Source organism: Anaerococcus sp. Marseille-P3625 (assembly GCF_900232825.1).
Taxonomy (GTDB): Bacteria; Bacillota; Clostridia; order Tissierellales; family Peptoniphilaceae; genus Anaerococcus.
The window spans coordinates 825,190-848,147 of sequence record NZ_OCTP01000011.1; the positions used below are offsets into that span (position 1 = coordinate 825,190).

General features: G+C 31.9%; 19 protein-coding genes. 15 read left to right on the top strand and 4 right to left on the bottom strand.

What is annotated here, in order from left to right; genetic code table 11:
• Positions 1-5 precede the first annotated feature (5 nt).
• Positions 6-695 carry a V-type ATP synthase subunit D gene (locus CS884_RS09170; RefSeq protein ID WP_099321536.1) on the top strand — a complete coding sequence of 230 codons (690 nt, stop codon included), beginning with the start codon at positions 6-8 and terminating at the stop codon, positions 693-695.
• 12 nt (positions 696-707) lie between these two features.
• Positions 708-2,024, top strand: coding sequence for a hemolysin family protein (locus tag CS884_RS09175; protein ID WP_099321537.1), 1,317 nt, complete (start codon positions 708-710; stop codon positions 2,022-2,024).
• 34 nt (positions 2,025-2,058) lie between these two features.
• Here the strand turns inward: CS884_RS09175 and CS884_RS09180 are convergent, their stop codons facing one another.
• Positions 2,059-3,279, bottom strand: coding sequence for a diphosphate--fructose-6-phosphate 1-phosphotransferase (locus tag CS884_RS09180; RefSeq protein ID WP_099321538.1), 1,221 nt, complete (start codon positions 3,277-3,279; stop codon positions 2,059-2,061).
• Positions 3,280-3,702: 423 nt separating this feature from the next.
• On the opposite strand from CS884_RS09180, the gene CS884_RS09185 reads away from it, so the two are divergent.
• The 5 genes from CS884_RS09185 to CS884_RS09205 are packed head-to-tail and all read left to right on the top strand — an operon-like array spanning position 3,703 to position 9,306.
• Positions 3,703-5,844, top strand: coding sequence for a hypothetical protein (locus tag CS884_RS09185; RefSeq protein WP_099321539.1), 2,142 nt, complete (start codon positions 3,703-3,705; stop codon positions 5,842-5,844).
• Positions 5,837-6,364, top strand: coding sequence for a signal peptidase I (gene lepB / locus CS884_RS09190; RefSeq protein ID WP_099321540.1), 528 nt, complete (start codon positions 5,837-5,839; stop codon positions 6,362-6,364). The genes CS884_RS09185 and lepB overlap by 8 nt, the downstream gene beginning before the upstream one ends.
• 28 nt (positions 6,365-6,392) lie before the next feature.
• The gene (locus CS884_RS09195) at positions 6,393-7,559 is read left to right on the top strand and encodes a Spy0128 family protein (RefSeq protein WP_099321541.1); all 1,167 of its coding nucleotides are present in this window, start codon (positions 6,393-6,395) and stop codon (positions 7,557-7,559) included.
• Between the two features lie 21 nt (positions 7,560-7,580).
• On the top strand, positions 7,581-8,597 hold the full coding sequence (srtB, locus tag CS884_RS09200) for a class B sortase (protein ID WP_099321542.1): 1,017 nt from the start codon (positions 7,581-7,583) through the stop codon (positions 8,595-8,597).
• Position 8,598: 1 nt separating this feature from the next.
• Entirely contained in the window at positions 8,599-9,306 is a 708-nt protein-coding gene (locus tag CS884_RS09205; RefSeq protein WP_180753327.1) for a Spy0128 family protein, read from the top strand.
• 397 nt (positions 9,307-9,703) lie between these two features.
• Here the strand turns inward: CS884_RS09205 and CS884_RS09210 are convergent, their stop codons facing one another.
• Both CS884_RS09210 and CS884_RS09215 read right to left on the bottom strand, forming a co-directional pair.
• The gene (locus CS884_RS09210; protein ID WP_099321544.1) at positions 9,704-10,501 is read right to left on the bottom strand and encodes a Cof-type HAD-IIB family hydrolase; all 798 of its coding nucleotides are present in this window, start codon (positions 10,499-10,501) and stop codon (positions 9,704-9,706) included.
• A gap of 96 nt (positions 10,502-10,597) precedes the next feature.
• Positions 10,598-11,128: a PTS glucose transporter subunit IIA gene (locus CS884_RS09215; RefSeq protein WP_099321545.1), complete on the bottom strand. Its 531-nt coding sequence runs from the start codon at positions 11,126-11,128 to the stop codon at positions 10,598-10,600.
• A 163-nt stretch (positions 11,129-11,291) separates the two neighbouring features.
• Here CS884_RS09215 and CS884_RS09220 point away from each other — a divergent pair, with 163 nt between their 5' ends.
• From CS884_RS09220 to nagB, 3 genes are all read left to right on the top strand, one after another.
• Positions 11,292-12,575, top strand: coding sequence for a serine dehydratase subunit alpha family protein (locus CS884_RS09220; RefSeq protein ID WP_099321546.1), 1,284 nt, complete (start codon positions 11,292-11,294; stop codon positions 12,573-12,575).
• A 3-nt stretch (positions 12,576-12,578) separates the two neighbouring features.
• The gene (locus CS884_RS09225; protein ID WP_099321547.1) at positions 12,579-13,775 is read left to right on the top strand and encodes a dicarboxylate/amino acid:cation symporter; all 1,197 of its coding nucleotides are present in this window, start codon (positions 12,579-12,581) and stop codon (positions 13,773-13,775) included.
• A gap of 68 nt (positions 13,776-13,843) precedes the next feature.
• A complete protein-coding gene (nagB, locus tag CS884_RS09230) occupies positions 13,844-14,566 on the top strand; it encodes a glucosamine-6-phosphate deaminase (RefSeq protein ID WP_099321548.1) in 723 nt (240 codons plus the stop codon).
• An 81-nt stretch (positions 14,567-14,647) separates the two neighbouring features.
• On the opposite strand, the gene CS884_RS09235 is transcribed toward nagB, so the two are convergent.
• The gene (locus tag CS884_RS09235) at positions 14,648-15,880 is read right to left on the bottom strand and encodes an aminopeptidase (protein WP_099321549.1); all 1,233 of its coding nucleotides are present in this window, start codon (positions 15,878-15,880) and stop codon (positions 14,648-14,650) included.
• A 201-nt stretch (positions 15,881-16,081) separates the two neighbouring features.
• Between CS884_RS09235 and CS884_RS09240 the strand changes: the two genes are divergently transcribed.
• From CS884_RS09240 to CS884_RS09260, 5 genes are all read left to right on the top strand, one after another.
• Positions 16,082-18,151 (top strand): FtsX-like permease family protein, encoded by a 2,070-nt coding sequence (locus CS884_RS09240; protein WP_099321550.1) that lies wholly within the window; start codon positions 16,082-16,084, stop codon positions 18,149-18,151.
• A 1-nt stretch (position 18,152) separates the two neighbouring features.
• Positions 18,153-18,800 carry an ATP-binding cassette domain-containing protein gene (locus CS884_RS09245; protein WP_099321551.1) on the top strand — a complete coding sequence of 216 codons (648 nt, stop codon included), beginning with the start codon at positions 18,153-18,155 and terminating at the stop codon, positions 18,798-18,800.
• A 121-nt stretch (positions 18,801-18,921) separates the two neighbouring features.
• A complete protein-coding gene (locus tag CS884_RS09250; protein ID WP_099321552.1) occupies positions 18,922-19,149 on the top strand; it encodes a hypothetical protein in 228 nt (75 codons plus the stop codon).
• A gap of 326 nt (positions 19,150-19,475) precedes the next feature.
• Entirely contained in the window at positions 19,476-21,275 is a 1,800-nt protein-coding gene (gene pepF / locus CS884_RS09255) for an oligoendopeptidase F (protein ID WP_099321553.1), read from the top strand.
• A 147-nt stretch (positions 21,276-21,422) separates the two neighbouring features.
• Positions 21,423-22,829, top strand: coding sequence for a sodium:alanine symporter family protein (locus tag CS884_RS09260; protein WP_099321554.1), 1,407 nt, complete (start codon positions 21,423-21,425; stop codon positions 22,827-22,829).
• The last annotated feature ends 129 nt before the right edge of the window (positions 22,830-22,958 follow it).

Genomic DNA, 22,958 nt, shown 5'->3' on the forward strand with positions numbered 1-22,958 from the left:
ATAAAATGGCTAGACTAAAAGTAACGCCAACAAGGATGAACCTAAACAACTTAAAAAAAAGATTAAGCACCAGCAAGCGTGGCTATAAGCTTTTAAAAGATAAACAAGATGAGCTTATGCGCCAGTTTATGATTCTAATTCGTAAAAACAAAAGCCTAAGAGAAGAAGTGGAAAAAGAACTATCAGATTCTTTTTCTGACTTTCTCATAGCAAGTGCTTTTATGAGTCCAGAATCAATGCAAGCTGCTGTAAGCTTTCCAACCCAAAAAGTTGGCGTTGATATAAGTGTCAAAAATGTCATGAGTGTTAGAATTCCTCAAATGGAGTTTGAAGTGGAAAAAAATGAAAATGCAAGTATGTATCCATATGGCTATGCCGAAACTTCAGCAGGCCTTGACCAAGCTATAAGTAAACTTAACTTTGTCATGGAAAAATTACTCAAACTTGCAGAACTTGAAAAAACTACCCAACTTATGGCAGATGAAATCGAATCAACCCGTCGTCGTGTAAACGCTCTTGAATATAGGACAATTCCAGATTTGGAAGAAACTATAAAATATATAAGAGCAAAATTAGAAGAAAACGAAAGAGCTACTATCGCAAGACTAATGAAAGTAAAAGATATCATCTCAGATACCGAAGTTTCAAGAAAGTCAAAAAAGAAAAGTGAAACAAGCGATAGGACCTATATGTGATAAGGAGAAAAAATGGACGTAGGGCCCTATTTTAGCATACAAAGTATCATAACAATAATCTTACTAATGTTTCTAAATTCTTTAATAATAGCAGTCCACACCGGACTTATCTCTCTAAATTCAGAAAAACTTAGAGAGCTAGAAGAAGAAGGCAATAGTAAGGCAAAATATCTATTAAAAATAACAAGTGATCAAGATTCCTTAAACCAGGCCTTTGCCATGGTAGATATGGTCTTATCATTTTTCATCGTATCTTATCTAGTAAGAAGAGTAAGAGTTATTGTGGAAAATTCTGACATTTTAAATGGATCATTAAATGCCAGTGCCTATATAATTATAGGAATAATTATTTTTTCCATGATAAGGCTAATTTTTATAGATAAGATCCCCAAAAGATTGGCAGTTAGAAATCCCATGGGCATTGCCATGGCGACAAATTTTCTAACAAGAATAATAATGGCCATAACCTATCCTTTTGTAAAATTTACCAATGCTGTGACAAATTTATTTATGAATATCTTTGGCATAGAAGCAAAGGCTATAGAAAAGGAAGTTACCAGCGAGCAAATCAAATCTATAGTTCAAGTTGGAGAAAATCAAGGGATAATTCGCCCTATGGAATCGAGAATGATCCATTCCATCATGGGCTTTGATGATCTTATAGCAGAAGAGATAATGACTGCACGTACAGATGTCTTTATGATAGATGTAAATGATAGCGAAAAAACTTGGCTTGATGAATTTACTAAGATTAGACATTCAAGAATCCCGGTTTATGAAGATGAAGTCGACAACATCCTTGGAATAATCTACACCAAAGATTATCTTTTAGAGGCAACTAGAGTTGGAATCAAAAATGTCCACCTAAGAAGCCTAATAAAGCCAGCATATTTTGTGCCAGATAAGATTGAAACGGACAAATTATTTGCCGATATGCAGATAAAGCACATTCACATGGCCATATTAATCGACGAATATGGTGGTTTTGCTGGAGTTGTAACCATTGACGACCTGCTTGAAGAAATAGTAGGAGATCTAAATGAGGGAGAAGATTGCGGAGTCGAATTTAGGGAAAATCGCAAGGGAGTTTATGTTGTAAAAGCTTCCATCTCAATTAAAGATCTAAACGAGAAAATCCCAATAGAAATTGACGAAGATAACGAAAATTACGACTCTCTTGGCGGCTTTATCATAGATAAGCTAGGCTATATACCAGAAGCAGGCGAAAATGAAAGCCTTGATTACAATGGATATGAAATAAAAATTCTTTATATAGAAGATAATAGGATCAAAGCTTGTAGGATTAGGAAACTAAAAGAAGACAAGTAAGATCAACAAAAGCTCTGAATATTCAGAGCCTTTTTTATTTTACAAAATCACAAAGATTTACAAAAACTGGCAAGCCGTTTTCATAAGCTACACTAACTTCTCCTTGAATTAGTGGATAAGTATAGGCTATCATTTTTTCTTCAAGCAAATTTCTGTCATCTAGCCATTCTTGAGGGATTTTTCTTTCCTTATTGGCAATTTCTTCACTTGCAACAAAAGAGTAATTTATCTCATAATTCAAAGACTCTTCTCTTTTTATTATAGGAAGAAGATTTGTTTTTTCTTTTGAAACACTAGCAGCTCTAAAACCCAATTGGTAGGCCTCAAGAGAATCGGTTTTGCTAATAATGGTGTTTGTTCTTTGGCAAATATTTAGCTCGACATTACGAGATTTGATATTAAGCCTATCTCTAACAATATCAGCAAGTCTATTGGCAACACCAGCTATAACCTTGTGAGAAAAACCATCTGCAGTATTTGAAATGCTTTCTTTTAGAAGAATTTTATCCCTATCCATAAAACCTTCCGCAACTGCAACGATCAAATTGCTTTCTTCTTTCAAAGAAATTTTAATATCATCGAGAACTTCATCAATGGACTTATCATCTTCTGGCAAATACAAGAGATTTACAACTTTTCTATCCCTTTTATAATTAGAAAGCAAAGAAGATCCAGCTAGCCAACCTGCATTTCTTCCCATAATCTCAACAAAAGTTACAGATTTTAGCTTATAAACATCAACATCAAGACGCATTTGGCTTATAGTTTGGTTGATAAACTTAGCAGCAGAAGCAAAACCAGGAGAATGATCCATTTGGCAAAGGTCGTTATCTATAGTTTTTGGGCAACCAACTATATTAATGCCAGAAATAGAATTTTCCCTCATATAGGAATTTAGCTTAGAAACCGTATCCATGGAATCGTTTCCACCTATGTAAACAAAAGAACTTATATCGTATTCTTCAAAACGGTCAAAAATTTTCTTATAAACTTCATCATTTAAATCATCGGATAATTTAAACCTACAAGAACCCAAAATAGAAGAAGGCCTTGCCATAAGCTTATCTTTGATGTTGTTTTTTATAAATTTATCCTTATCGACACTTACAATTTCGCCCCTAATAAGACCTTCAATACCAAAACGGCTTAAATAAATATTATCAAATTCCTCCAAAATACCAGCATCAATAACCCCGCAAAGGCTTGAATTGATAACGCTAGTAGGACCACCAGATTGAGCAACAATTAAATTCATCTTTCCTCCTAAGAATTTATTAATAAATCTCACTAATAATATACAAAAATGAGAGATGATTGCAAATAAAATACAAAGATTTCGATTTATTATTGCAAGGGATTTTTTACAAAAGATCAAAATCAAATAATCAAAAATCTTTAAACTTATCTTTCCAACAAATAATTAAAGTAGAGAGGGATAAAAGAATTTTATGCAAGATTTCAATCAATAATTATAAATAAAAAAATTTTAATAAAATATTTTACCTTTAAAAAATATTCTGATATAATGTATATAAATAAAACTATGTTCTATTAAAATAAAATGTTAAATTTTAATATTATTAACTATTGACATAAAGCTAAAAAAACTTTGGATTTATTAATCCAAAATTACCTTAATTTTTAGATAAATCATAAAGAAGGGAGGTAATAAGACTAGATGAAAAAATTGAATAAAATTTTGTCCTTCTTTTTGGCTTTATTTTTTGGGCTAACAAATATTAGTTTAGCTTATGCTGCAAAAACCGAAAGATTAAGTAGGGAAAGTTCACTTTTAACAGCTTACCAAGAAGTTTTTAGCAAAGATTATCTTAGGGGAAATGCGAAATCTAGAGCAAAACCTTCTGAAAAAATCTACGCAAGAAAAGATTCTACAGAAAATTCTTTAAAATCTCCTAAAGAAAGCAAGGAATTTCCAAAAACAGACACTCTAAGCATAAGTGATAGCGAGAAATTTCAAGCCTTAGCTAGAGCAAATCCATCCGATTCAAAAATCCCTAATTTCATGGAAACAAAGTTCGTGGTTAAAGTAACATTGCATCCCCTAGAGGGCAAAACAGCCTTTGATTTTGCCAAAATTTATCCAAGTGGAGCAAAGATTAATGTCGATGGCGAATATTCTGTTTACTATAAAGATCTTGAAAATGGAGAAGAAGTTATTAAGCCAGGCCAGGGTCAATATAGCAATTCAAAAGATTTTTCAGCAGATAATCTTTCTTTAGATTTTGGTATAGTTTCTCAACTTTATTTTGCAGATGAGGATGATTTTCTACCTGGCCATGAAAACGACGATGCCTATATGGAAGCTTATGTAGATCCTTCATCGACTAAGGTTCTTGAAGATTACGGCAGTAAAGAAATAACTTGGCAGGGAGATTATCCGACAACTACTTTACCAGTAGACCTTTACCAGGTGCAAAATACTGAAGTTATATTTAAAACTAAAGATAAAGATGGAAAAATTTTAGACACAAACCCGACAGGGAAATTTATGAAATTTACTTATAAACTAGGAGAAGAAAGTAAATCTGGAGAAAATATTCCAAGTGATTCTTCAAATAAGGACATGATAGAATATTTAAACCCTCATGTAGGAAATTGGAAAAATAATTATAATGGAACCAATACTCCAAGCGTAAGTCTTGATAATACGACAAATGGCTTTATAGTTGAAGGCGACTTTGCCTACAAAATCATAAATCAGGAGCAAAAAGATAATGACAAGTCAAATCCTTTGGAAGTTACTCTCATCAAAAAACCTCTAGTTGTAACTACCGACCCAAAAAAAGATAGCGACTATGTAAAAGTAGTTTTTAACGAGGGCAAACATGGAAGTATGGATCCAAATAGCAAAGTTTATTGGGTTTTAAAGGGAATTGACCTAGGTAATAGAGTCATCGCTCCAAATATTACTGCTGATTTTGGATGGAAGTTTACTAATTGGGACAATAATTTTAAAACAGAAGGTCAAATCTACAATAAAGATACAACCCACACCGCCCAATATGAAAATAATTTATCTAATAAAGATATTATTCCATATATTCCAGAGGACAAAACAAATCCAACCAGTCCAAATGATTCTGGTATACCAAAAAAAGATGAAGATGGTAAGGATATAGATAAAGAGAAATACGACATTGTAGCTTTTAAAACTGAGGATAAAACAAAAGGAACTCTAAGTCATGGAACAAAGGAAAATCAAGAATATATATCAGTCTTGGTCAAAAAAGACATTGATCCTAGCAAAAGAACTTTTGGCAAAGTAAAACCACAAGTAAATGAATTAGCAGGAAATAAATTCTGGTATTGGGATAAAAATGGAGACTTAACAAGAGCAATTGCTGATAGTGCAGAGATTAAAAATGGCGAGGTTTATACAGTTCACTTTGCAAAACATGGCGATACCATAAGTCCAAACACTCCAGATTTCCCAGAAAGTTCAAACTTAGTAAAAGTTACCTACAAAGCTGGCGAGGGTGTAAATTTTGCACCAAATAATGATCAAAAGATTGTGGCAGTAGAAAAAGGCACCAAGGAAAAAGATCTTCCAGGAAAACCAGATGCTAAAGCAAAATTCCTCTACAAAGATCCTATATCATGGACTGCTGATCCTCCAATCGATAAAGATGTGGGAATCCAGCGAAATACCACGGTTACAGCAAGTGCTGCCAAAAATGTTCCAACAGGACTTATAATAGAAGATACTGGCAATGGATTAATAAAAATCCTCCTTGCTATTGTATTAGCAGGACTTGCCCTCTACAGAATAAGAAAAAATACACAAGTAGATTATGAATAAAAAATCTAAAGAAAAAAAATCTCCCAAAGATCCAGTCACCAGAGCCTTACTAAAATTATTAATCAAAATTACAAGCTTATTGATAATAATTGTAAGCGTATTTAGCTTTATCTTTGGAATTCATAGGGTTGATGATACTTCAATGATTCCAAATATAAGCCCTGGCGATATGATTCTTTATTACAGATTAGAAAATGATTTTATTGTAGGCGAAAGTGTAATCTACACCTACAACAGAGAAAACAAACTTGCAAGAATAGTAGCAAGTCCGGGAGATGAAGTTGATATTGATGAAAATGGTCTAAAAGTAAATGGTTCCTACCAATATGAACCCAAAATTTACAAAGACACCCTAGCCTTTACAAATGGGATAAAATTCCCAGTAAAGCTTAAAGACGATGAGTTTTTCCTACTGGCAGATAACAGAGATCAAGCAGTTGATTCCAGACTCTTTGGACCAGTAAATAAAAAACTTATCAAAGGTAAGATATTTACTCTTCTAAGAAGAAGGGGAATATAATATAAAAAATATTTGAAAGGAAAGTATTATGAAATCATTTAAAAACAAAATCGTAGCAAGCGTATTAGCTTTTACCCTAGTTGGTGGAGCATTCGTAATTAATCCAAATGTAGCAGAAGCAGCAAGCAAACCATTAAACATCAAAAAAGTATTAAATCTTCCAGCTGAAGGTGTAACAACACCAGCAGAAATATTTACTTTTACATTTACTGGTCACAGTATAGATGGTGATACAACAAAAGCGGCCAATCTTCCAAAAGTTTCTGATGTAACAATAGCATACACAGCTGATGATAAAGATGATAAAGATACTAAAAAAGATGGTAAACAACTTATCAAAGAATCAGCTGACGCCCTAGCAAATGTGAAATTTACAGCTGCTGGTCAATATACTTATACTGTAGTAGAAACTAAAGGTAATACAAAAGATATGACCTATTCACAAGCTGAATATCTAGTATCTTTATTTGTAAAAAAAGTTGGAGAAAAATACGAAGTAACAGATATCCAAATCAAACAAACAAAAAATGATAAGGGTGAAGATGTTACTCAAAAGAAAACTGGATACCAACCAGGAGATGAGGACGATACTACAAAAGATAAAAACAAATTTGCCTTCGTAAACAATTACGACAAAAAAGATGGTAATGATAATCCAACAGGCGGACCAGAAATTCAAGGTGCTGATAAAAAAGGTTTTGCTTTAAGAAAAACTATCACAGATTCAACCCCAGATACAAATGCAGAATTTACATTTAATCTAACAGTAGCAAAACCAGTAGGCTCAAATTCTGATGCAACAGAATTTAAGTATTTTGTAGTAGATGGGAATGGTACAGCTGGTACAGAACAAAGTGAAAAATATGGACAAGCTTTTGATGTAGTTTTAAAACACTATCAAAGAATAGTATTTAAAGAAGTTTTACTAGGTTCAAAGATAACCTTTGACGAAACAGTTGCTGGTGCTTATACAGGTTCTGTAAAATCTTCTACCTTTAATGGTACAGCAGGAACTGGTAAAGAAGGTATCATCGGTGATCAAGCTGGTGGAAACTTTGTAGAATATGAAAACAAAACCCAAACAGCAACAGGTTTACTAGTTGACAACTTACCATTTATCGCTCTAGTAGCTGTAGCTGGTGCTGGTATTGCTTTCTTTGTAAAAAACAGAAAAGAAGAGGAAGCTTTAGCATAAGCCTTAGTATAACTTTATTTTATGGATAGTAAGGAAAATACTAAAGATAATTTATCAAAAACTGATGATTTGCAAGGGGAAGAGAAATCTTCCCCAAGCTTAGAAAAAAAAATAATTCTAACAGATGAACAAAAGAGAAAATTAAAAAAAATTAGACTTGCATCTAGATTTGTGGATTATATAATTTTATTTATTTCTATAATGTCACTTATCATAGCAATTTACGCTTTTTGGGATACACACCAGCTTTTAGAGATTGCTGATAGCCAAACCTATTCTGCATATAAGCCAGATAGTGAGGATGATTTAAGTTTTTCTGATCTAAAAAAAATAAATTCTGATGTTTTGGGCTGGATAGATGTTTATGGGACAAAAATTGACTATCCAATTGTTCAAGGCAAGGATAATGACGAGTATTTAAACAAAACCGTTCTTGGCAAGTTTTCTACAACTGGTTCGATTTTCCTAGATGCAGCCAATAGCAAAGATTTTTCCGATTTCCAAAATGTTCTTTACGGACATTTTATGGCTGAGCGAAAAATGTTTGGAGATATGGAGCTTTTTAAAGACAAGGAATTTTTTGACAGTCATAAATACGGACAAATCCACAGATATGGAAAAACAAGCAAGGGAATTGAGTTTTTTGCTTTTTTAAAGACGGTTGGTACGGATAAAATTATCTTATCAACGGCAAAAAGCAAAGATGTTAGGCCAGATTTAATTGACCATATTTATAAAGAGGCGACTTTTTCAAGAAAGCTTGATTTTACAGACCATGAAAATCTTGTAGTACTTGATACTTGTGATTTTTCTATTACCAATGGCAGGTCAATTCTTATAGGAAGACTTACCGACAATATAGAAGAAAATATCTACAAGGAAGAAATTCAAAAAGAAAATCAATTTGCAAAACTTCTTTCCAAAGCTTACAAAGTTAATTTTTTACTAATTCTAATTTTAATATGGCTTTTGTTGGTCGCGCTTTTCATAATTTACGATGCAATTAGCCAAAGAAAGAAAAGAGGGGAGGCTAAATAAAATGTACAATAAAATATTAAAAAAAACGAAGACATTTTTAGGCCTTTACTTATCTTTGACCTTTCTCTTTGTGTTATTCCTTTTTCAACCAACAGCCTATGCCCAAACCGAATCTCTAAGCTTAAATATTAGGCAAAATATAAGTATAAATTCGCCATATGCTAAGCCAAAAGAAAGCTTTTTCTATGTAATGGAAGCACTAAGCAAAGATGCTCCACTGCCGGAAAAAGCTACTAAGTCTTATAAGTTTAAGCTTAAGGGCGATAGTGAAAAAAGCTTAGATATAAACTTTCATAAACCTGGCGAATACGAATACAAAATCTATCAAGAAGATCCAAAGATAAAAAATGTCAAATACGACAAAGAAGTCTACAAGCTTTATGTAAAAATTACAAAATCTAACGGAGCTTTAAAAAAAGATGGAGTTTTGATAAGAAATTCTTCTGATAAAAAAATTGAAAATATAAGTTTTGAAAATATTTACAATATCAAGGAAGTAAAGGAAGAAAAACCAACAACAAAAAAACCTGGAGTTCAAGTTATTCCAGGATATGAGGTAGTAGTCAAAAATGGGCAAATTAGAGTAAATAAAGTAAGCAAAAATGCAAAAACTGGAGTAGAAGATTATATTATTCCACTTGCATTGATAGTCTTTATTGCAAGCTTGTTGTTGATACTTACACGAAAGAGAAAAAAACTAATAAAATAATATAAAAGTGATGCAGGAAAAATCCAGCATCACTTTTTTGTTGGGAATTTTTAGGTTGTTGAGATTTTTTATTTTAGGATAAGAAAATGAGATCCCTCGACTACGCTCGGGATGCCAGGGGTTAGTTGTAAGCGAGCAATGCCAGGGTTTATGAGTAAATTCGGGATATCAGGAGTTGGGTGTAAGCCTGGGATGTGCCAGGAGATTATTCGAAAATACGGAACATGCGAAAAATGCTAAGCAAAGCTCTGACATCGTAAGCGGAAAACATCGATAGATGTTTGGAGTCGAAAGATCTCAAAATTATAGCTTTAATAAAAAACTAAGAGATGATTCGACTTGCTAGGTTCGCTCAAGGTGCTAGAAAGCTTTCCGACTTTAAGTTTTCAATTTTTATCTACAAGACAAATCTATCCAAATAATAGGCGATTCCGTCTTCGTCGTTTGACAAAGTTATATAATCTGCTATTTCTTTTAAGTCGTCAACTGCATTTGCCATGGCAACACCCACTCCTGCAGTTTCTATCATGGTCAAATCGTTTAATTCATCGCCAAAAGCTACGATATCTTCTCTTTTGATTCGGTAAAATTTGGCGATTTCTAAAAGACTTGCTCCCTTGGAAAGGCCCTTGGGCATCACTTCGTAATTATAGGCATGGCTTCTAACTTGGCTTGTGATTTCTCCATAATTTTCTTCCAAAAATGGATAGTATTTATCAACTTTTTCTGGTTCTCCTGCAAAAAGAATCTTATTTATCTTAAAGGAAAGATTTTCTCTTACATCTGGAATTATTTTGCTTTGAAGTTTTAAAAGTCTGACCTCATGATCCAAATATTTATGGCTTTTATCAGAAATGAGTATATCACCATGGGAAAGGACTATATCTAGGTCGATTTTTTGGCTTTCTTTTAGGATTTTTCTTGCAAGATCCATATCCAAGAAATGATCGGCTAAAATTTCTCCACTGGCAAAATCTGTTATGGTTGAGCCGTTGTTGCTCGATAATAGGCCATGGAATTTGTCAAATTCTAATTCTTCTGCCAAAGCGCTTAGGCCAGGAGCTGGTCTTCCAGATACTATTACGATTTTGTTGCCATTTTTTGCTGCCTTTATCAAGGTATCTTTGGTTTTTTTGCTTATTTGATTTTTGCTATTTATTAGTGTCCCGTCGACATCTACTGCTATTAATTTCATTATCTTCTCCAATTTTTCTTTTCCATTTTTATTTTACCCTAAAGTAATTTTTATAAAAAAATCCCAGCCCAGGATCTATCCTAAGCTGGGAGAAATTTATTTTGCAATAACTTCCAAAACTGGGTCGGTGTTTGATACTTCTAAGTCACTTTCTAAAACTTTTACATCAAATTCGTCAGTATTTGTTATAATTATTGGTGATTGGAGAGATTTGCCAGCCTCTTTGATTTTTTCTATATCAAAATCCATTAATAAGTCGCCTTTTTTGACCTCATCATAGATTTCTACATGGCTTATAAATCCTTCGCCCTTTAATTCTACGGTGTCTATGCCTATATGAATTAGAATTTCTGCTCCAGCTTTTGAGCTTATTCCAATGGCATGTGAAGAATCCGCAAGTAGGGAAATTTTTCCATCGCAAGGTGAGTAAACTTTGCCCAAACTTGGAACTATTAGGCAGCCTTTGCCCACAATTTCTGTAGAAAATACTTTATCTATACATTCTTTGATGTCTAATTTTTGGCCAAGCATGGGCGAGTAGATGATTTCTTTTGAATTTTTTGTTGGTTTTTCATTTTCTAAATCATCGTCATTTTCATCTTTTTTAAATATATCAAATATTCCCATAATTAATCTCCATTCTTTTCTTGAGTTTTTATATTTATACCCAATGAATATATGATAAATTCTCTTTGGCAAAATTTTACATGGCAATCGTTTACTTGATTTTTAAAATAAGTTATACTATAAATGTGGCTATTTTGGCTAATAATCTTATTGAGGTGATAGATTGAATAGTAAAGAAATTAAAGAAGAGCTTATAAATATTGTAAAGGAAGATTCTACAAAAGCCATTGGCTGTACAGAGCCTGTTGCAGTTGCTTATGCTGCCAATGTTTGTAGTCAATATTTAGAAAAATCCGATATTTGTAAGATCGATTTAGAAGTTAGTAGAAATATTTATAAAAATGGCAAGGCTGTAAAAATCCCGACAACCAAGGCGGCTGGTTTGGATTTGGCAGCAAGTCTTGGAGCTTTTTCCAAAAAATGCGACCAGCCACTTTTGGTTTTTTCTAATTTGACAGAAGAAGAAATAAAAAAAGCAAAAGACTTTGTAGATTTGGTGAGCGTTAAGTATTTGGAAGATGTTTCAGATCTTTACATAGGAGTAAAAATTTTTACCAAAGAAGAAAGCGCTAGGGTAATTATTTCAGATTCTCACACGCATATTGACCAAATTTGGAAAAATGATGAGCTTATTTTTGACGATCCTATAAAAGATACTGGAAAATCCGCTTTTTCTATAAAAAATATGTCCTTTGAGGAGCTTTCTAAAATTGTAAAAGAAATGGACTTGGCAGATATTTATTTTGTCTTGGAAGGTGTCGATGTAAATCTTGCCGCAGCCAAAGAAGGACTTAAAGGCTATGGCCTAAATCTCGGCAAAAAGCTAAGCACTCTTAAAGATAATGGAATTTTGCCGGATAATTTTGTTACACAAACGAGAATCCTAACAGCAGCAGCTGCCGATATGAGAATGGGTGGCGGTCCTCTGCCAATAATGACTTCAGGTGGCTCTGGCAATCAAGGAATAGGAATTATCATTCCAATTTATATGGTTTATCAATACGAAAATTTAAGCTTTGACACTTTGGCAAGAGGTTTATTTTTTGCCCATGTAATCAATCGTTATGTCAAAGAATATTCGGGCAAACTTAGCGGTATGTGCGGCTGTGCCATCGGAGCTGCTATTGGAGCAAGTGCTGCTATAGCTTTTATGCTGGATGGTGATGAAAAGCAAATTGCTGGAGCTTGTACAAATGTTTTTGCAAATCTTACTGGCATGATTTGCGATGGAGCTAAGGAATCTTGCTCTATGAAATTATCCACAAGCGCTGAAGAATCAATTATTGCTGCTTATTTGTCGTTAAATGGTATAATTACTGACAAAAATGTTGGCATTGTTGGAGAAAGCATTGAAGATACAATTTCTAATATAGGCAAGCTTTCCCACGAAGGATTTTCTAAGGCTGATGATGTGATGCTAGAAATAATTAACAATGAAAAGAGGTAATCTATGAAAAAGAAAAGTATTTTTAATTCCCTGTTATTTAAACTTGTATTTGGTATTATTCTGGGAATTTTTATTGGTAGAGTTTCTAATGAAACTTTGATGATGATCTTTGATACTGTAAAATCAGTACTTGGTCAACTTATATTTTATGCAGTGCCAATCATAATTTTGGGCTTTATTACACCAGCTATAGTATCTCTAAGCGAGGATGCTGGCAAAGTTTTGACTACAACCTTAGTTATTTGCTATTTATCATCAATAGGTGCGGCATTTTTCTCGCTTATAGTTGGAAATGCAGTTATTCCAAGCTTAAATATAGCAAGTGAAGTGGCAGGACAAAGAGAAATTCCTGAATCAATTTTCAAATTAGGCATAGATCCACTAATGCCAGTAATGACAGCTTTGGTTACATCAATTATTTTTGGTCTTGCAGTAGTTTGGACCAAATCAGAAACATTTACTAAACTTTTAAAAGAATTTAACAACATAACCTTAGAAATAGTAAATAGAGTAATTATAAAAATTCTTCCATTTTTTATCTTTACAACCTTTGCAGAACTTTCCTACACAGGCGTAATCAACGAGCAATTGCCAGTATTTATCAAGATTATTTTAATTGTAATTGTCATGCATTATATATGGCTTGCCCTTCTTTATGGCATCGGAGGAACGATCTCAAAAACAAATCCAATGGAAGTTTTAAAACATTATGGACCAGCTTATGTAACAGCTCTTGGAACTATGTCATCTGCAGCAACCTTATCAGTTGCCCTTAAACAAGTTAGAAAAGCAAAAACTTTAGATGCTAAAATCAGAGATTTTGTAATTCCACTTTGCTCAAATACTCATCTTTGTGGATCAGTTTTGACAGAAACATTTTTTGTAATGGTAGTTTCACAAATTCTCTACGGAAAAATTCCTGCTATGGGAGATATGATTTTATTTATCCTACTTCTTGGAATTTTTGCAATCGGCGCACCAGGAGTACCAGGCGGAACGGTAATGGCATCTCTTGGACTAATAATTTCTGTTTTAGGTTTTGGCGATAATGGAACAGCTTTGATGCTTTCAATATTTGCCCTACAAGATTCTTTTGGTACAGCTTGTAATATTACAGGCGATGGAGCAATAGCTTTAATGGTAACAGGATTATTTAAAAAAGTTCCAAAAGAAGAAATAAAAATCGAAGAAAATATTTAATAAATATGGTAAGATTTTTCATTTGTGGGTAAAATATTAAATGTAATTTTAATAAGGAGTGAACTAAAATGAAAGTAATAGTGTCAAAAGACTACGATGAAATGAGTAAAAAAGCTGCTGATTTTATCATTAACATGATGATAGAAAAACCACAAGCAAAATTTGGCTTTGCAACAGGTTCAACCCCAATTGGTATGTATGAATATTTGGCTAAGGCTAACAAAGAAGGAGAAATTTCTTTTAAATATGCCAAAAGCGTAAACTTAGATGAATATATAGGAATTGACAAAGAAAACGACCAATCTTACCAATATTTTATGAATGAAAATTTATTTAACAAGGTAGATTTCAAAGAAGGTACAACACATTTGCCGTTTGCTCCAGAAGCAGATGAAAAATACGCCAAAGAATACGATGAACTTTTAGATGAATTTGGTCAAAGAGATATACAAGTTTTAGGACTTGGACCAAATGGCCACCTTGCTTTTAATGAGCCAGCAGAAAAATTAAATCAAAGAACATCTATAATAAAACTAACAGAAGAAACAATAAAGGCAAATTCTAGATTTTTCAAATCAGAAGATGACGTGCCAAAATACGCAATTTCCATGGGAATGGCAGATGTTTTCGATGCCAAAACCCTAGTAGTTCTTGCTAATGGCAAAAACAAACACGAAGTTGTTAGAAGAATTCTCGAAGAAGATACAGTTTATCCAGAATTCCCAGCAAGTTTCTTACATCTACATCCAAATTGCTATTTGTTTGTAGACCAAGAAGCCTACGAAGGCTAAAAATTTTAAAGAAATTTAATAGAGAAAAAAAGATCCCTAAAGTATCTTACTTTATGGGATCTTTTATATTCAGAAATTTTGTTAAAATGCCCAATTGCCATTTTCAAATATTGGGAATTCTTTTTCGCCTTTGTAGGCTGTAATTTTTAGATCGGAATTTCCAACCATAAAATCTTCGTGGATTAGGGAATCGTTGATTCCTCTTTCTTTTAACTTGTCATCATCCAAATCTGCTCCACCTACAACGCAAGTTGGATAAGCCTTGCCTAGGGCAAAGTGGCAGGATGCATTTTCGTCAAATAAGGTGTTGTAAAATAAAATATTTGAATTAGAAATTGGACTATCGTATGGAACTAGAGCAATTTCTCCTAAGTTTTTGCTACCTTCATCGCTTTCTAGCATTTTGGCAAGAGTTTCCTTGCCTTCTTTGGCATCAAAATCGATAACTTTGCCATTTTCAAATATAAATTCAAAATCATTTATAACAACTCCGTTGTAAACAAGCGGTTTTGTTGCTACAAGTTTTCCGTCTACTCCGTCATATTGTGGGGCTGTGAAAACTTCTTCTGTTGGCATATTTGGGATAAATAAATCGCCCTTGGCATTTTTTGAGCCAGCTGACATCCAAATATGATCTTTTGGAAGCTTTACCCAAAGATCTGTGCCATTTTTAGACTCATAGTGAACTTTATCAAATTGATGATCGTTTAGATATTTTGCTTTTTCTTCTAGGGTTTTGATGTGATTTTCCCAATTTGCTTTGGTTTCTTCCCAAGAATCGGATACTCTTGATACATCAAGTATTACTTCCCATAATTTATTGTAAGCTTCTTCTTCGCTAAGATCTGGGAATACTTTTTTTGCCCATTTTTTACTTGGAACAGAAATTACCAGCCAACTTACAATATCGTTCATGGTGTATTTGACAAATTCTTTTGCAGCCTTAGAATTTTCACGAACTGCTTCGGAAATTTTCTTTTGGTCAAGGCCCTTTAATAAATCTGGATCTTCGCTAGCGATGGAAATTCTGTTTGATTTTTTCTCAGCTATTTGATATTTTAATTTTTCTATCTTCCAAGAAGCAACTTCATTTAAAGTTTCTTGGTCTTGATTTTCAAAGGCAAGTCTTGTAAGTGTATCATCACGCCAATCCACAGAAACAAGACGAGCGCCTTTTTCGTAAGCAGCCTTGGTAATTAGCCTACAAAGCTCTGGACTTTCAACAGGTGAATTTATCAAAACGTCCTCACCTTCTTTAACATTAACCCCAAACTCAACAGCAAGCTTAGCAAAATTTTCAATTCTCTTGTCCATATTATCCTCCATATTAATAATTCTAGTGCTTAAATCTTAAAATTTATTAAAATTTTTATTATAGCATAAACTTATAATATTAGTATACTATTGAATTTATATTAAAGTCTAAATTATTAGCATATATCTTATTATAATCTCAAAATATATTGACTTAAAATTTAGTTAGATATATAATTATAGCAAAGAGGTATATTGACTATGTTTAGCAAAGTTTCTAAATTTAAAAAAATTATTTTAGGCCTTATATCAATTCTAATTATGATACTTTCATATCCTATGGTAGAGAATATATTATTTATTACATCTAAAAGATTATCTCCTTGGGAATATGATGATTCCTTTTCCTACAAGGAAATATTAGTGTCTGATTTTGAGGATGGAAACTTACTTAAAAACAATATGATAGACTTGGCAGAAAAAACCAATGTAAATATCTATTTTAAAGACTATGAAGTTTCTAATTCTTATTATAATTCGACATATTATTACATAATCAATCAAAAATATTTAGATAAATTACCCCTTACTAATAAAATGACAATTGATGAGTTTGACAATTCTACTTATGAAATGACTAATAATGATAAAATTAATTCTTTAGATACAATTTCTAGTAAAAAATTTATAGAATCCATAAGTAGCTTTAAAAACTATAAGTCAAAGAGATTTTTGGGACAACTTTTAGTATTTGGAACAAATGATAATATAAATAACTTTGAAAATGAAATAAAAAAACTAGATATAAGCAAATTAAACTTTGTTGATTTTAATCCTGATATGTTTAAATTCCAATTTTCTACTAAAGAAAAATTAATTTTTATTGGTCAAGAATTTGTTAATAATCTAGAACTTGAAGCACTTATAGTTTTATTACTCATAATCATTGCAATGGACATTAAATCACAACAAAGAAAGATGGTGATTTATAAGCTTAATGGATATACTAACTTTAATATATTTTCTTTATTTCTTAAAGAAAACGTTTTTACATTTATAATATCATCCGCTATAGCCCTTGTGCCTATAATATTTTTATACCAGAAAACTTTTAATATAAATTCATTTAAATTTTTGCCGGATTATTTTTTTATAACTCTAATAATAACAATTTTGATTTTTTTGGTGACTTTGATATCATGCCAGTCTTTAAATAAAGTTAATATAATAGATACGCTTTATAGGAAAAAAGAAAATAAAAATTTGAGTATAGGATTTTTCATTTTAAAAATACTAGCAATAAGTATTTTAGGGCTCAATTTATTAGAAACATTAGAAGCAAAGAAAGAATATGATTTGTATACTGATGTCAGAAAAGTCTGCAGCAATATACATAATGATTATTATATCCTAATTAGTAGCCATTTTTCAGCTGAGAGACAAGTATATGAATCGAAGGAAAAAGCTATAAATCAAATAATAAATAAGGATGGGGTTTTATATTATGAGATAGACTACGATACAAGTCCTAATATAGTTTCAGCGAATATAAATTATATAAATTCACTTAATCTAAAGTCACTTGATAATAAAGATATCAAAATAAATAAGGATAATAAAAATAAGACCTATATAGTAACAAAAAATAGCGAAAAAAAATTAAAAGAAAATATCAAAAATTCGAAAATGACATACCAATCTCTTGGTTTGGAAACCGAAAATCCTAATATAATTGTAATTGACAATACAAAGATATATCCACAGATTAATGAGTATCTTCACGGAACTAAGCCAACCGATGATTTTGTCATAGTTGCTAGCAAAATTAGATTTCCAAATCCAGCATATTTGTTATTTAAAGCAAAAAATACAAATACTTTGGAGGAAGATTTATTTCCGATATTTGAAAAGAACATATCAACTAAGTTACTAAAATTTGAAAAAGAATCAGATTTTTATGGGAATTTTGAAAAAGAAGCACAATCAAAATTTGTTAATTCAATTAAAAAAGTAATTCTTGTATTTTTAATTTATATAATTATAAGTATTTACATATTTAATATGTCATTTGAAGACGTATCAAAAACATTAGCAGTTAAGATGATTTTGGGTAATCCTATACAAAAATCTAGTATAAATATACTGATTTACAATGTATTATTAACAATCATAAGCCTTACATCAATATCGTATTTTGTAAAGTTTAAATTTGATATATACCTAAAACTACTTATAGCCTTAGTTTTCTTAGATCTACTAGCTTATATATGTAACATAGTTAAGTATAAAAATAATCTTATCTCTATATTGAAATCATCAATGGAGGAATAAAATGGAAAGTCTAATAAAATTAGATAAAATAAGCAAATCTTATGGATCCAAAAATATTTTCACCGATTTTTCTTTTGAAGTAGGAAAAAATGAAAAAATATTGATTATGGGTCCTAGTGGTGCTGGCAAATCGACATTACTAAATATTTTAGGAACTTTAGAAAAAGTAGATCAAGGAGAAACGGTGCATTTTTCTAATAAAAATATTAGACCTCAAAGTAAAAAATCCATTATTTTGTTAAGAGAAAAAATATCCTACCTATTTCAAAATTATGCCTTAATTGATAATGAGACAGTTGAAAAAAACTTGAAATTGGCCTTAAAATTTTCTAAGGATAAAGATAAAGAGAAGATAATAGAAGAGTCTCTGGAGAAAGTAGGTTTAAAAGGCTACAAAGATAGAATGGTTTACTCATTATCAGGAGGTGAACAGCAAAGAGTATCCCTAGCTCGCCTATTAATAAAACCATCAGAAATTATCCTAGCTGATGAGCCAACAGGAAATCTAGATTACGAGAATGCACAGGTTGTTATGAACATACTGGAAGAACTTTATTTACAAGGCAAAAGCTTAGTCATGGTTAGTCATGATATGCGATCTGCAAAAAATTTCGATAGAGTGATTAAATTAGAACAGAAAGGAAAATAATATGCATAAACATTTTTCAAAAAAATTAATTATAATTCTATCGTTAAGTCTATTGATGCCGTTAGTATCATCTTCTTTTGCTATTAATATAGCAAATACAAAATCAATATAAGGAAGTAGTTTGACAAATATTTGTGTAAAAGGAACTGCTTATTTTGACAATATTACTGGAGAATTTACAAGTCATGGTGGATTTTCTAAACTAGGCACTAAAGATACTCTTACATACAAAACTTATGGTAAAAGAACTGGTAAAAGTCATAGAAAATATGAAGCGATTCAAGCCTACGAGCTATCTTCATATAATATAATTTTATTAGAGAATCAAAATTTGAAACGGTTAAATTAAGAATTCCATCACCTGGGTCAATGAGATAATAAATTTATAAGAATTGGATAACAGAACATCAACTAAGAGGAATGTATAAAAGTTAAATCGAAAATAATAAAGCTACTTCTATTCTGTAACTTATAGAAATAGCTTTTGTTATGAGTTCTTTCTAAAAGCTTGTATACTATTTTTAAAAATATAAGCCAATAATTTATATATTTAATAAGAAGCTTTAAGTTTTTCTCTGATATTTTGTTGTATATATTTTCTTTTAAATTAATCTATTATAAAATTAGGGTAAAATAAGTAATAGTAAAAAATTTACTATACTATGAGGAGGGAATATGAAAAAAAGAAGTGAAGTAGATGTTAAAGAAACTTGGAAAATTGAAGATCTTTTCAAGGATGATGAAGATTTTCTCAAAAATTTAGAAGAACTTAAAAATCTTTCAGATAATTTTTCTAAAAATTACAAAGCTTTAAATTCATCAGAAGAAGTTTATAAGGCTTTGGAAGATTTTGATAAGATAAATGGCCTAACAGATAGGTTAGGCACTTTTGCAGGCATTAGCATGGAAACTGATACGACTGATGCTAATATGGCAAAAAGATATGCGCATTTTACCAAAGAAATGAGCAAAATTGACGGAGAGTTGAGCTTTTTCCATTCATTACTTGCCAAATTAGATAAGAATCTCTTGGAAGAGGTAAAAAAAGCTCATCCGGAATATACTTATTATCTTGATAGAATTATCAAAGAATCCAAATATCTTTTGACCGATGAGGGCGAGAAGATTTTGGCAAATCTTGCTCCAACTTTTGATGCTCCATACAAAAATTACAACGATATGCGCTATGGAGATATGGAATTTGAAGATTTTGAATATGAGGGCGAAAAAATAAACCTTAACCACAATACTTTTGAAGAATTTCTTGAAGCAGATCCAAGATGTGGGCTAAGACGTGAAGCTTTCAAAAGATACCACGATGTTTTAAGAAAATACGAAAATGCGGATGCTTCTGTCTACATGACCCAAGTTGAAAATGAAAAGAGAATTTCAGATTTGCGTGGCTACCAAACAGTTTTTGATTATTTGCTAAGCCTACAAGATGTCGATAGGGAAATTTACGATAAGCAAATTGACACAATAATGGCAGAGCTTTCAGCTCATATGAGAAAATATGCAGAAATTATCAAAAAAACTTACGGTTTGGACAAAATGACCTATGCAGATTTGAAATTGTCCATAGATCCAGATTATGAACCAGAAGTAAGCATTGAAGAAGCTCACAAATATATAGTTGAAGGACTTTCAAATCTTGGCGAAGAATACGTAAGCGTTTTAAATTCTGCCTTTGAAGATAGGTGGATAGACTATGCTCAAAATGAAGGAAAAAGAACTGGAGCTTTTGCAGCTGGCCCTTATGGATCTCATCCATTTATAATGACAACTTATAATAACAAAATGAGCCAAGTTATGACTCTTGCCCACGAGCTAGGCCATGCTGGTCAATCTTATTACACAAATAAAAATCAAAAATCTCTAAATATCGACATGAGTATGTATTTTGTTGAATCACCATCAACTGCCAACGAAATTACCATGGAAAGATTTTTGCTAAATAAAGCAAAAGATGATCGTGAAAAACTTTGGGTTTTATCAACAATGATTTCAAAAACCTACTACCATAACTTTGTAACTCATTTCCTTGAAGCAGCCTTCCAAAGAGAAGTTTATAGAAAAGTGGAAAATGGCGAAAGTCTAACAGCCGATGATTTAAACAAAATTTTTACAGAAAAATTAGAAGAATTTTGGTCTGACTCTGTGGAATTAGTAGATGGTGCTGAGCTAACATGGATGCGTCAACCACATTATTATATGGGCTTATATCCTTACACATATTCTGCAGGTTTAACAATTGGAACAATGATTTCTGATAAAATCGTAAATGGAAGTCCAGAAGATAGGGATAGATGGATAGAAGTTCTAAAACTTGGTGGATCAGTTGGTCCAATAGAGCTTGCAAAAAGAGCTGGAGTTGATATGACAAGCACAAAACCAATTTCAGAAACAATAGCCTTTATAGGATCTATAATAGATCAAATAGATGAACTTTGCGAAAAATTGGGAATGTACAAATAAAAACTTTAAAAAATATTAGCCTTACAAAATTTTTTTGTAAGGTTTTTTTATTGTCCTATTTAATTTATGCAAAAATCGAGGTAAAGTAGTAAAAAGTTTTATAATTAATTATTAGAAATCATGAATAAATATTATTAGGAGGCAATTATGGAAACTTTTAAGAAGATCACTGACCTAATCAGTGGCAAAATTTATACGAATATGCTCATCCCCTTGTTGTTGGGCGTGGGTTTGTATTTTACTTACAAAATTAAGGCTGGACAAATTACAAATATTTCCCACGCCTTTAAATTAATCAGAAAAAAACCTGAAGATGAAAATGCAATCTCACCTTTTAAGGCTTTTACAATTTCTGCGGCAAGCCATATAGGAACTGGAAATATCGTTGGAGTTGCAGCAGCTATTTCAGTAGGTGGACCTGGTGCAGTTTTTTGGATGTGGGTTACAGCTCTTATTGGCGGTGCAACATCTTTTGTAGAAAATACCTTGGGACAAATTTTTAAGGAAAAAAATCCTGACGGAACTTTTAAGGGTGGACCTTCATATTACATGAGCAAATCTTTGAAAAATCCTCATATAGCAAGCATTTTTGCTGTGGTTATTTGTATTGTCTATGGTTTTATGTTTAATGCCATGCAGGCCAATACTATTGCATCTGGTTTTGCTTCTTCACTAAATATCAAGCCTTGGATAGTTGGACTTATTATTTGTATTTTTGCAGGCTTTATTATTTTTGGTGGTCTAAGAAGAATTGCAGATATAACTTCATTATTGGTTCCAATTATGGCAATTATTTATACTATTATGGTTTTGATAATTTTACTTATAAATATAACAAAAGTTCCTCATATGTTTGGACTTATTTTCAAAGAAGCCTTTAACTTAAAGGCAGGCTTTGGCGGACTTTTTGGGAGCGCTATTTTAAATGGAGTAAGAAGAGGATTGTTTTCTAATGAGGCCGGCATGGGTGCTGTTCCAAATGCTTCAGCTGTTGCTGATGTTAGCCATCCAGCCAAACAAGGACTAATTCAAGCCTTGGGAGTTTATCTTGATACAATTGTAGTTTGCTCAGCAACTGCTTTTGTAATTATTATTGGAGGAGAAGGAATTTATAATAATCCGGATCTAGAAGGCCTTGCCATAACTCAAGCTGCTCTATCAAGTGAGCTTGGAGCTTGGTCATTACATCTTTTGACAATTTGTGTTTTGATGTTTGCATTTTCTTCAATTATTGGAAATTATTATTATGGAGAAAATAATATCTCCTACCTTGGTCTTGGCAAAACAGGCCTTAGCATCTACAGAGTTTTGGTAATGTGCTTTGTATTTTTAGGATCAGTTGGAGATTTTTCTATAGTTTGGAATACTGGAGATATTTTTATGGGAATTATGGCGATAATAAACTTAGTTTGCCTAATGCTTATAGGAAAACTTGCCGTAGCTTCTTACAAGGATTATATGATTCAGCTAAAAGCTGGCAAAGATCCAAAATTTATCCCAGAAAATATCAAAGAATTAAAGCCTTATCTAAAAGATATTAATGCATGGGATTAGGCGAAAATCAAAAAAGATCAAAACTTTTAAAAAAATCCTTGACAAAGTTGATTTTAAGAGTAAGCAATGTTATAATTAAATAAGTTAAAAGGAGGGGGAGTGTAATGCACTCCCTTTCATATTCTAAAT

Excerpts from the sequence above, each read along its gene's own strand:
- CS884_RS09170 (WP_099321536.1), top strand. The coding sequence starts at position 6 with ATGGCTAGACTAAAAGTAACGCCAACAAGGATGAACCTAAACAACTTA.
- CS884_RS09175 (WP_099321537.1), top strand. The coding sequence starts at position 708 with ATGGACGTAGGGCCCTATTTTAGCATACAAAGTATCATAACAATAATC.
- CS884_RS09180 (WP_099321538.1), bottom strand. The coding sequence starts at position 3,279 with ATGAATTTAATTGTTGCTCAATCTGGTGGTCCTACTAGCGTTATCAAT.
- CS884_RS09185 (WP_099321539.1), top strand. The coding sequence starts at position 3,703 with ATGAAAAAATTGAATAAAATTTTGTCCTTCTTTTTGGCTTTATTTTTT.
- lepB (WP_099321540.1), top strand. The coding sequence starts at position 5,837 with ATGAATAAAAAATCTAAAGAAAAAAAATCTCCCAAAGATCCAGTCACC.
- CS884_RS09195 (WP_099321541.1), top strand. The coding sequence starts at position 6,393 with ATGAAATCATTTAAAAACAAAATCGTAGCAAGCGTATTAGCTTTTACC.
- srtB (WP_099321542.1), top strand. The coding sequence starts at position 7,581 with ATGGATAGTAAGGAAAATACTAAAGATAATTTATCAAAAACTGATGAT.
- CS884_RS09205 (WP_180753327.1), top strand. The coding sequence starts at position 8,599 with ATGTACAATAAAATATTAAAAAAAACGAAGACATTTTTAGGCCTTTAC.
- CS884_RS09210 (WP_099321544.1), bottom strand. The coding sequence starts at position 10,501 with ATGAAATTAATAGCAGTAGATGTCGACGGGACACTAATAAATAGCAAA.
- CS884_RS09215 (WP_099321545.1), bottom strand. The coding sequence starts at position 11,128 with ATGGGAATATTTGATATATTTAAAAAAGATGAAAATGACGATGATTTA.
- CS884_RS09225 (WP_099321547.1), top strand. The coding sequence starts at position 12,579 with ATGAAAAAGAAAAGTATTTTTAATTCCCTGTTATTTAAACTTGTATTT.
- nagB (WP_099321548.1), top strand. The coding sequence starts at position 13,844 with ATGAAAGTAATAGTGTCAAAAGACTACGATGAAATGAGTAAAAAAGCT.
- CS884_RS09235 (WP_099321549.1), bottom strand. The coding sequence starts at position 15,880 with ATGGACAAGAGAATTGAAAATTTTGCTAAGCTTGCTGTTGAGTTTGGG.
- CS884_RS09240 (WP_099321550.1), top strand. The coding sequence starts at position 16,082 with ATGTTTAGCAAAGTTTCTAAATTTAAAAAAATTATTTTAGGCCTTATA.
- CS884_RS09245 (WP_099321551.1), top strand. The coding sequence starts at position 18,153 with ATGGAAAGTCTAATAAAATTAGATAAAATAAGCAAATCTTATGGATCC.
- pepF (WP_099321553.1), top strand. The coding sequence starts at position 19,476 with ATGAAAAAAAGAAGTGAAGTAGATGTTAAAGAAACTTGGAAAATTGAA.
- CS884_RS09260 (WP_099321554.1), top strand. The coding sequence starts at position 21,423 with ATGGAAACTTTTAAGAAGATCACTGACCTAATCAGTGGCAAAATTTAT.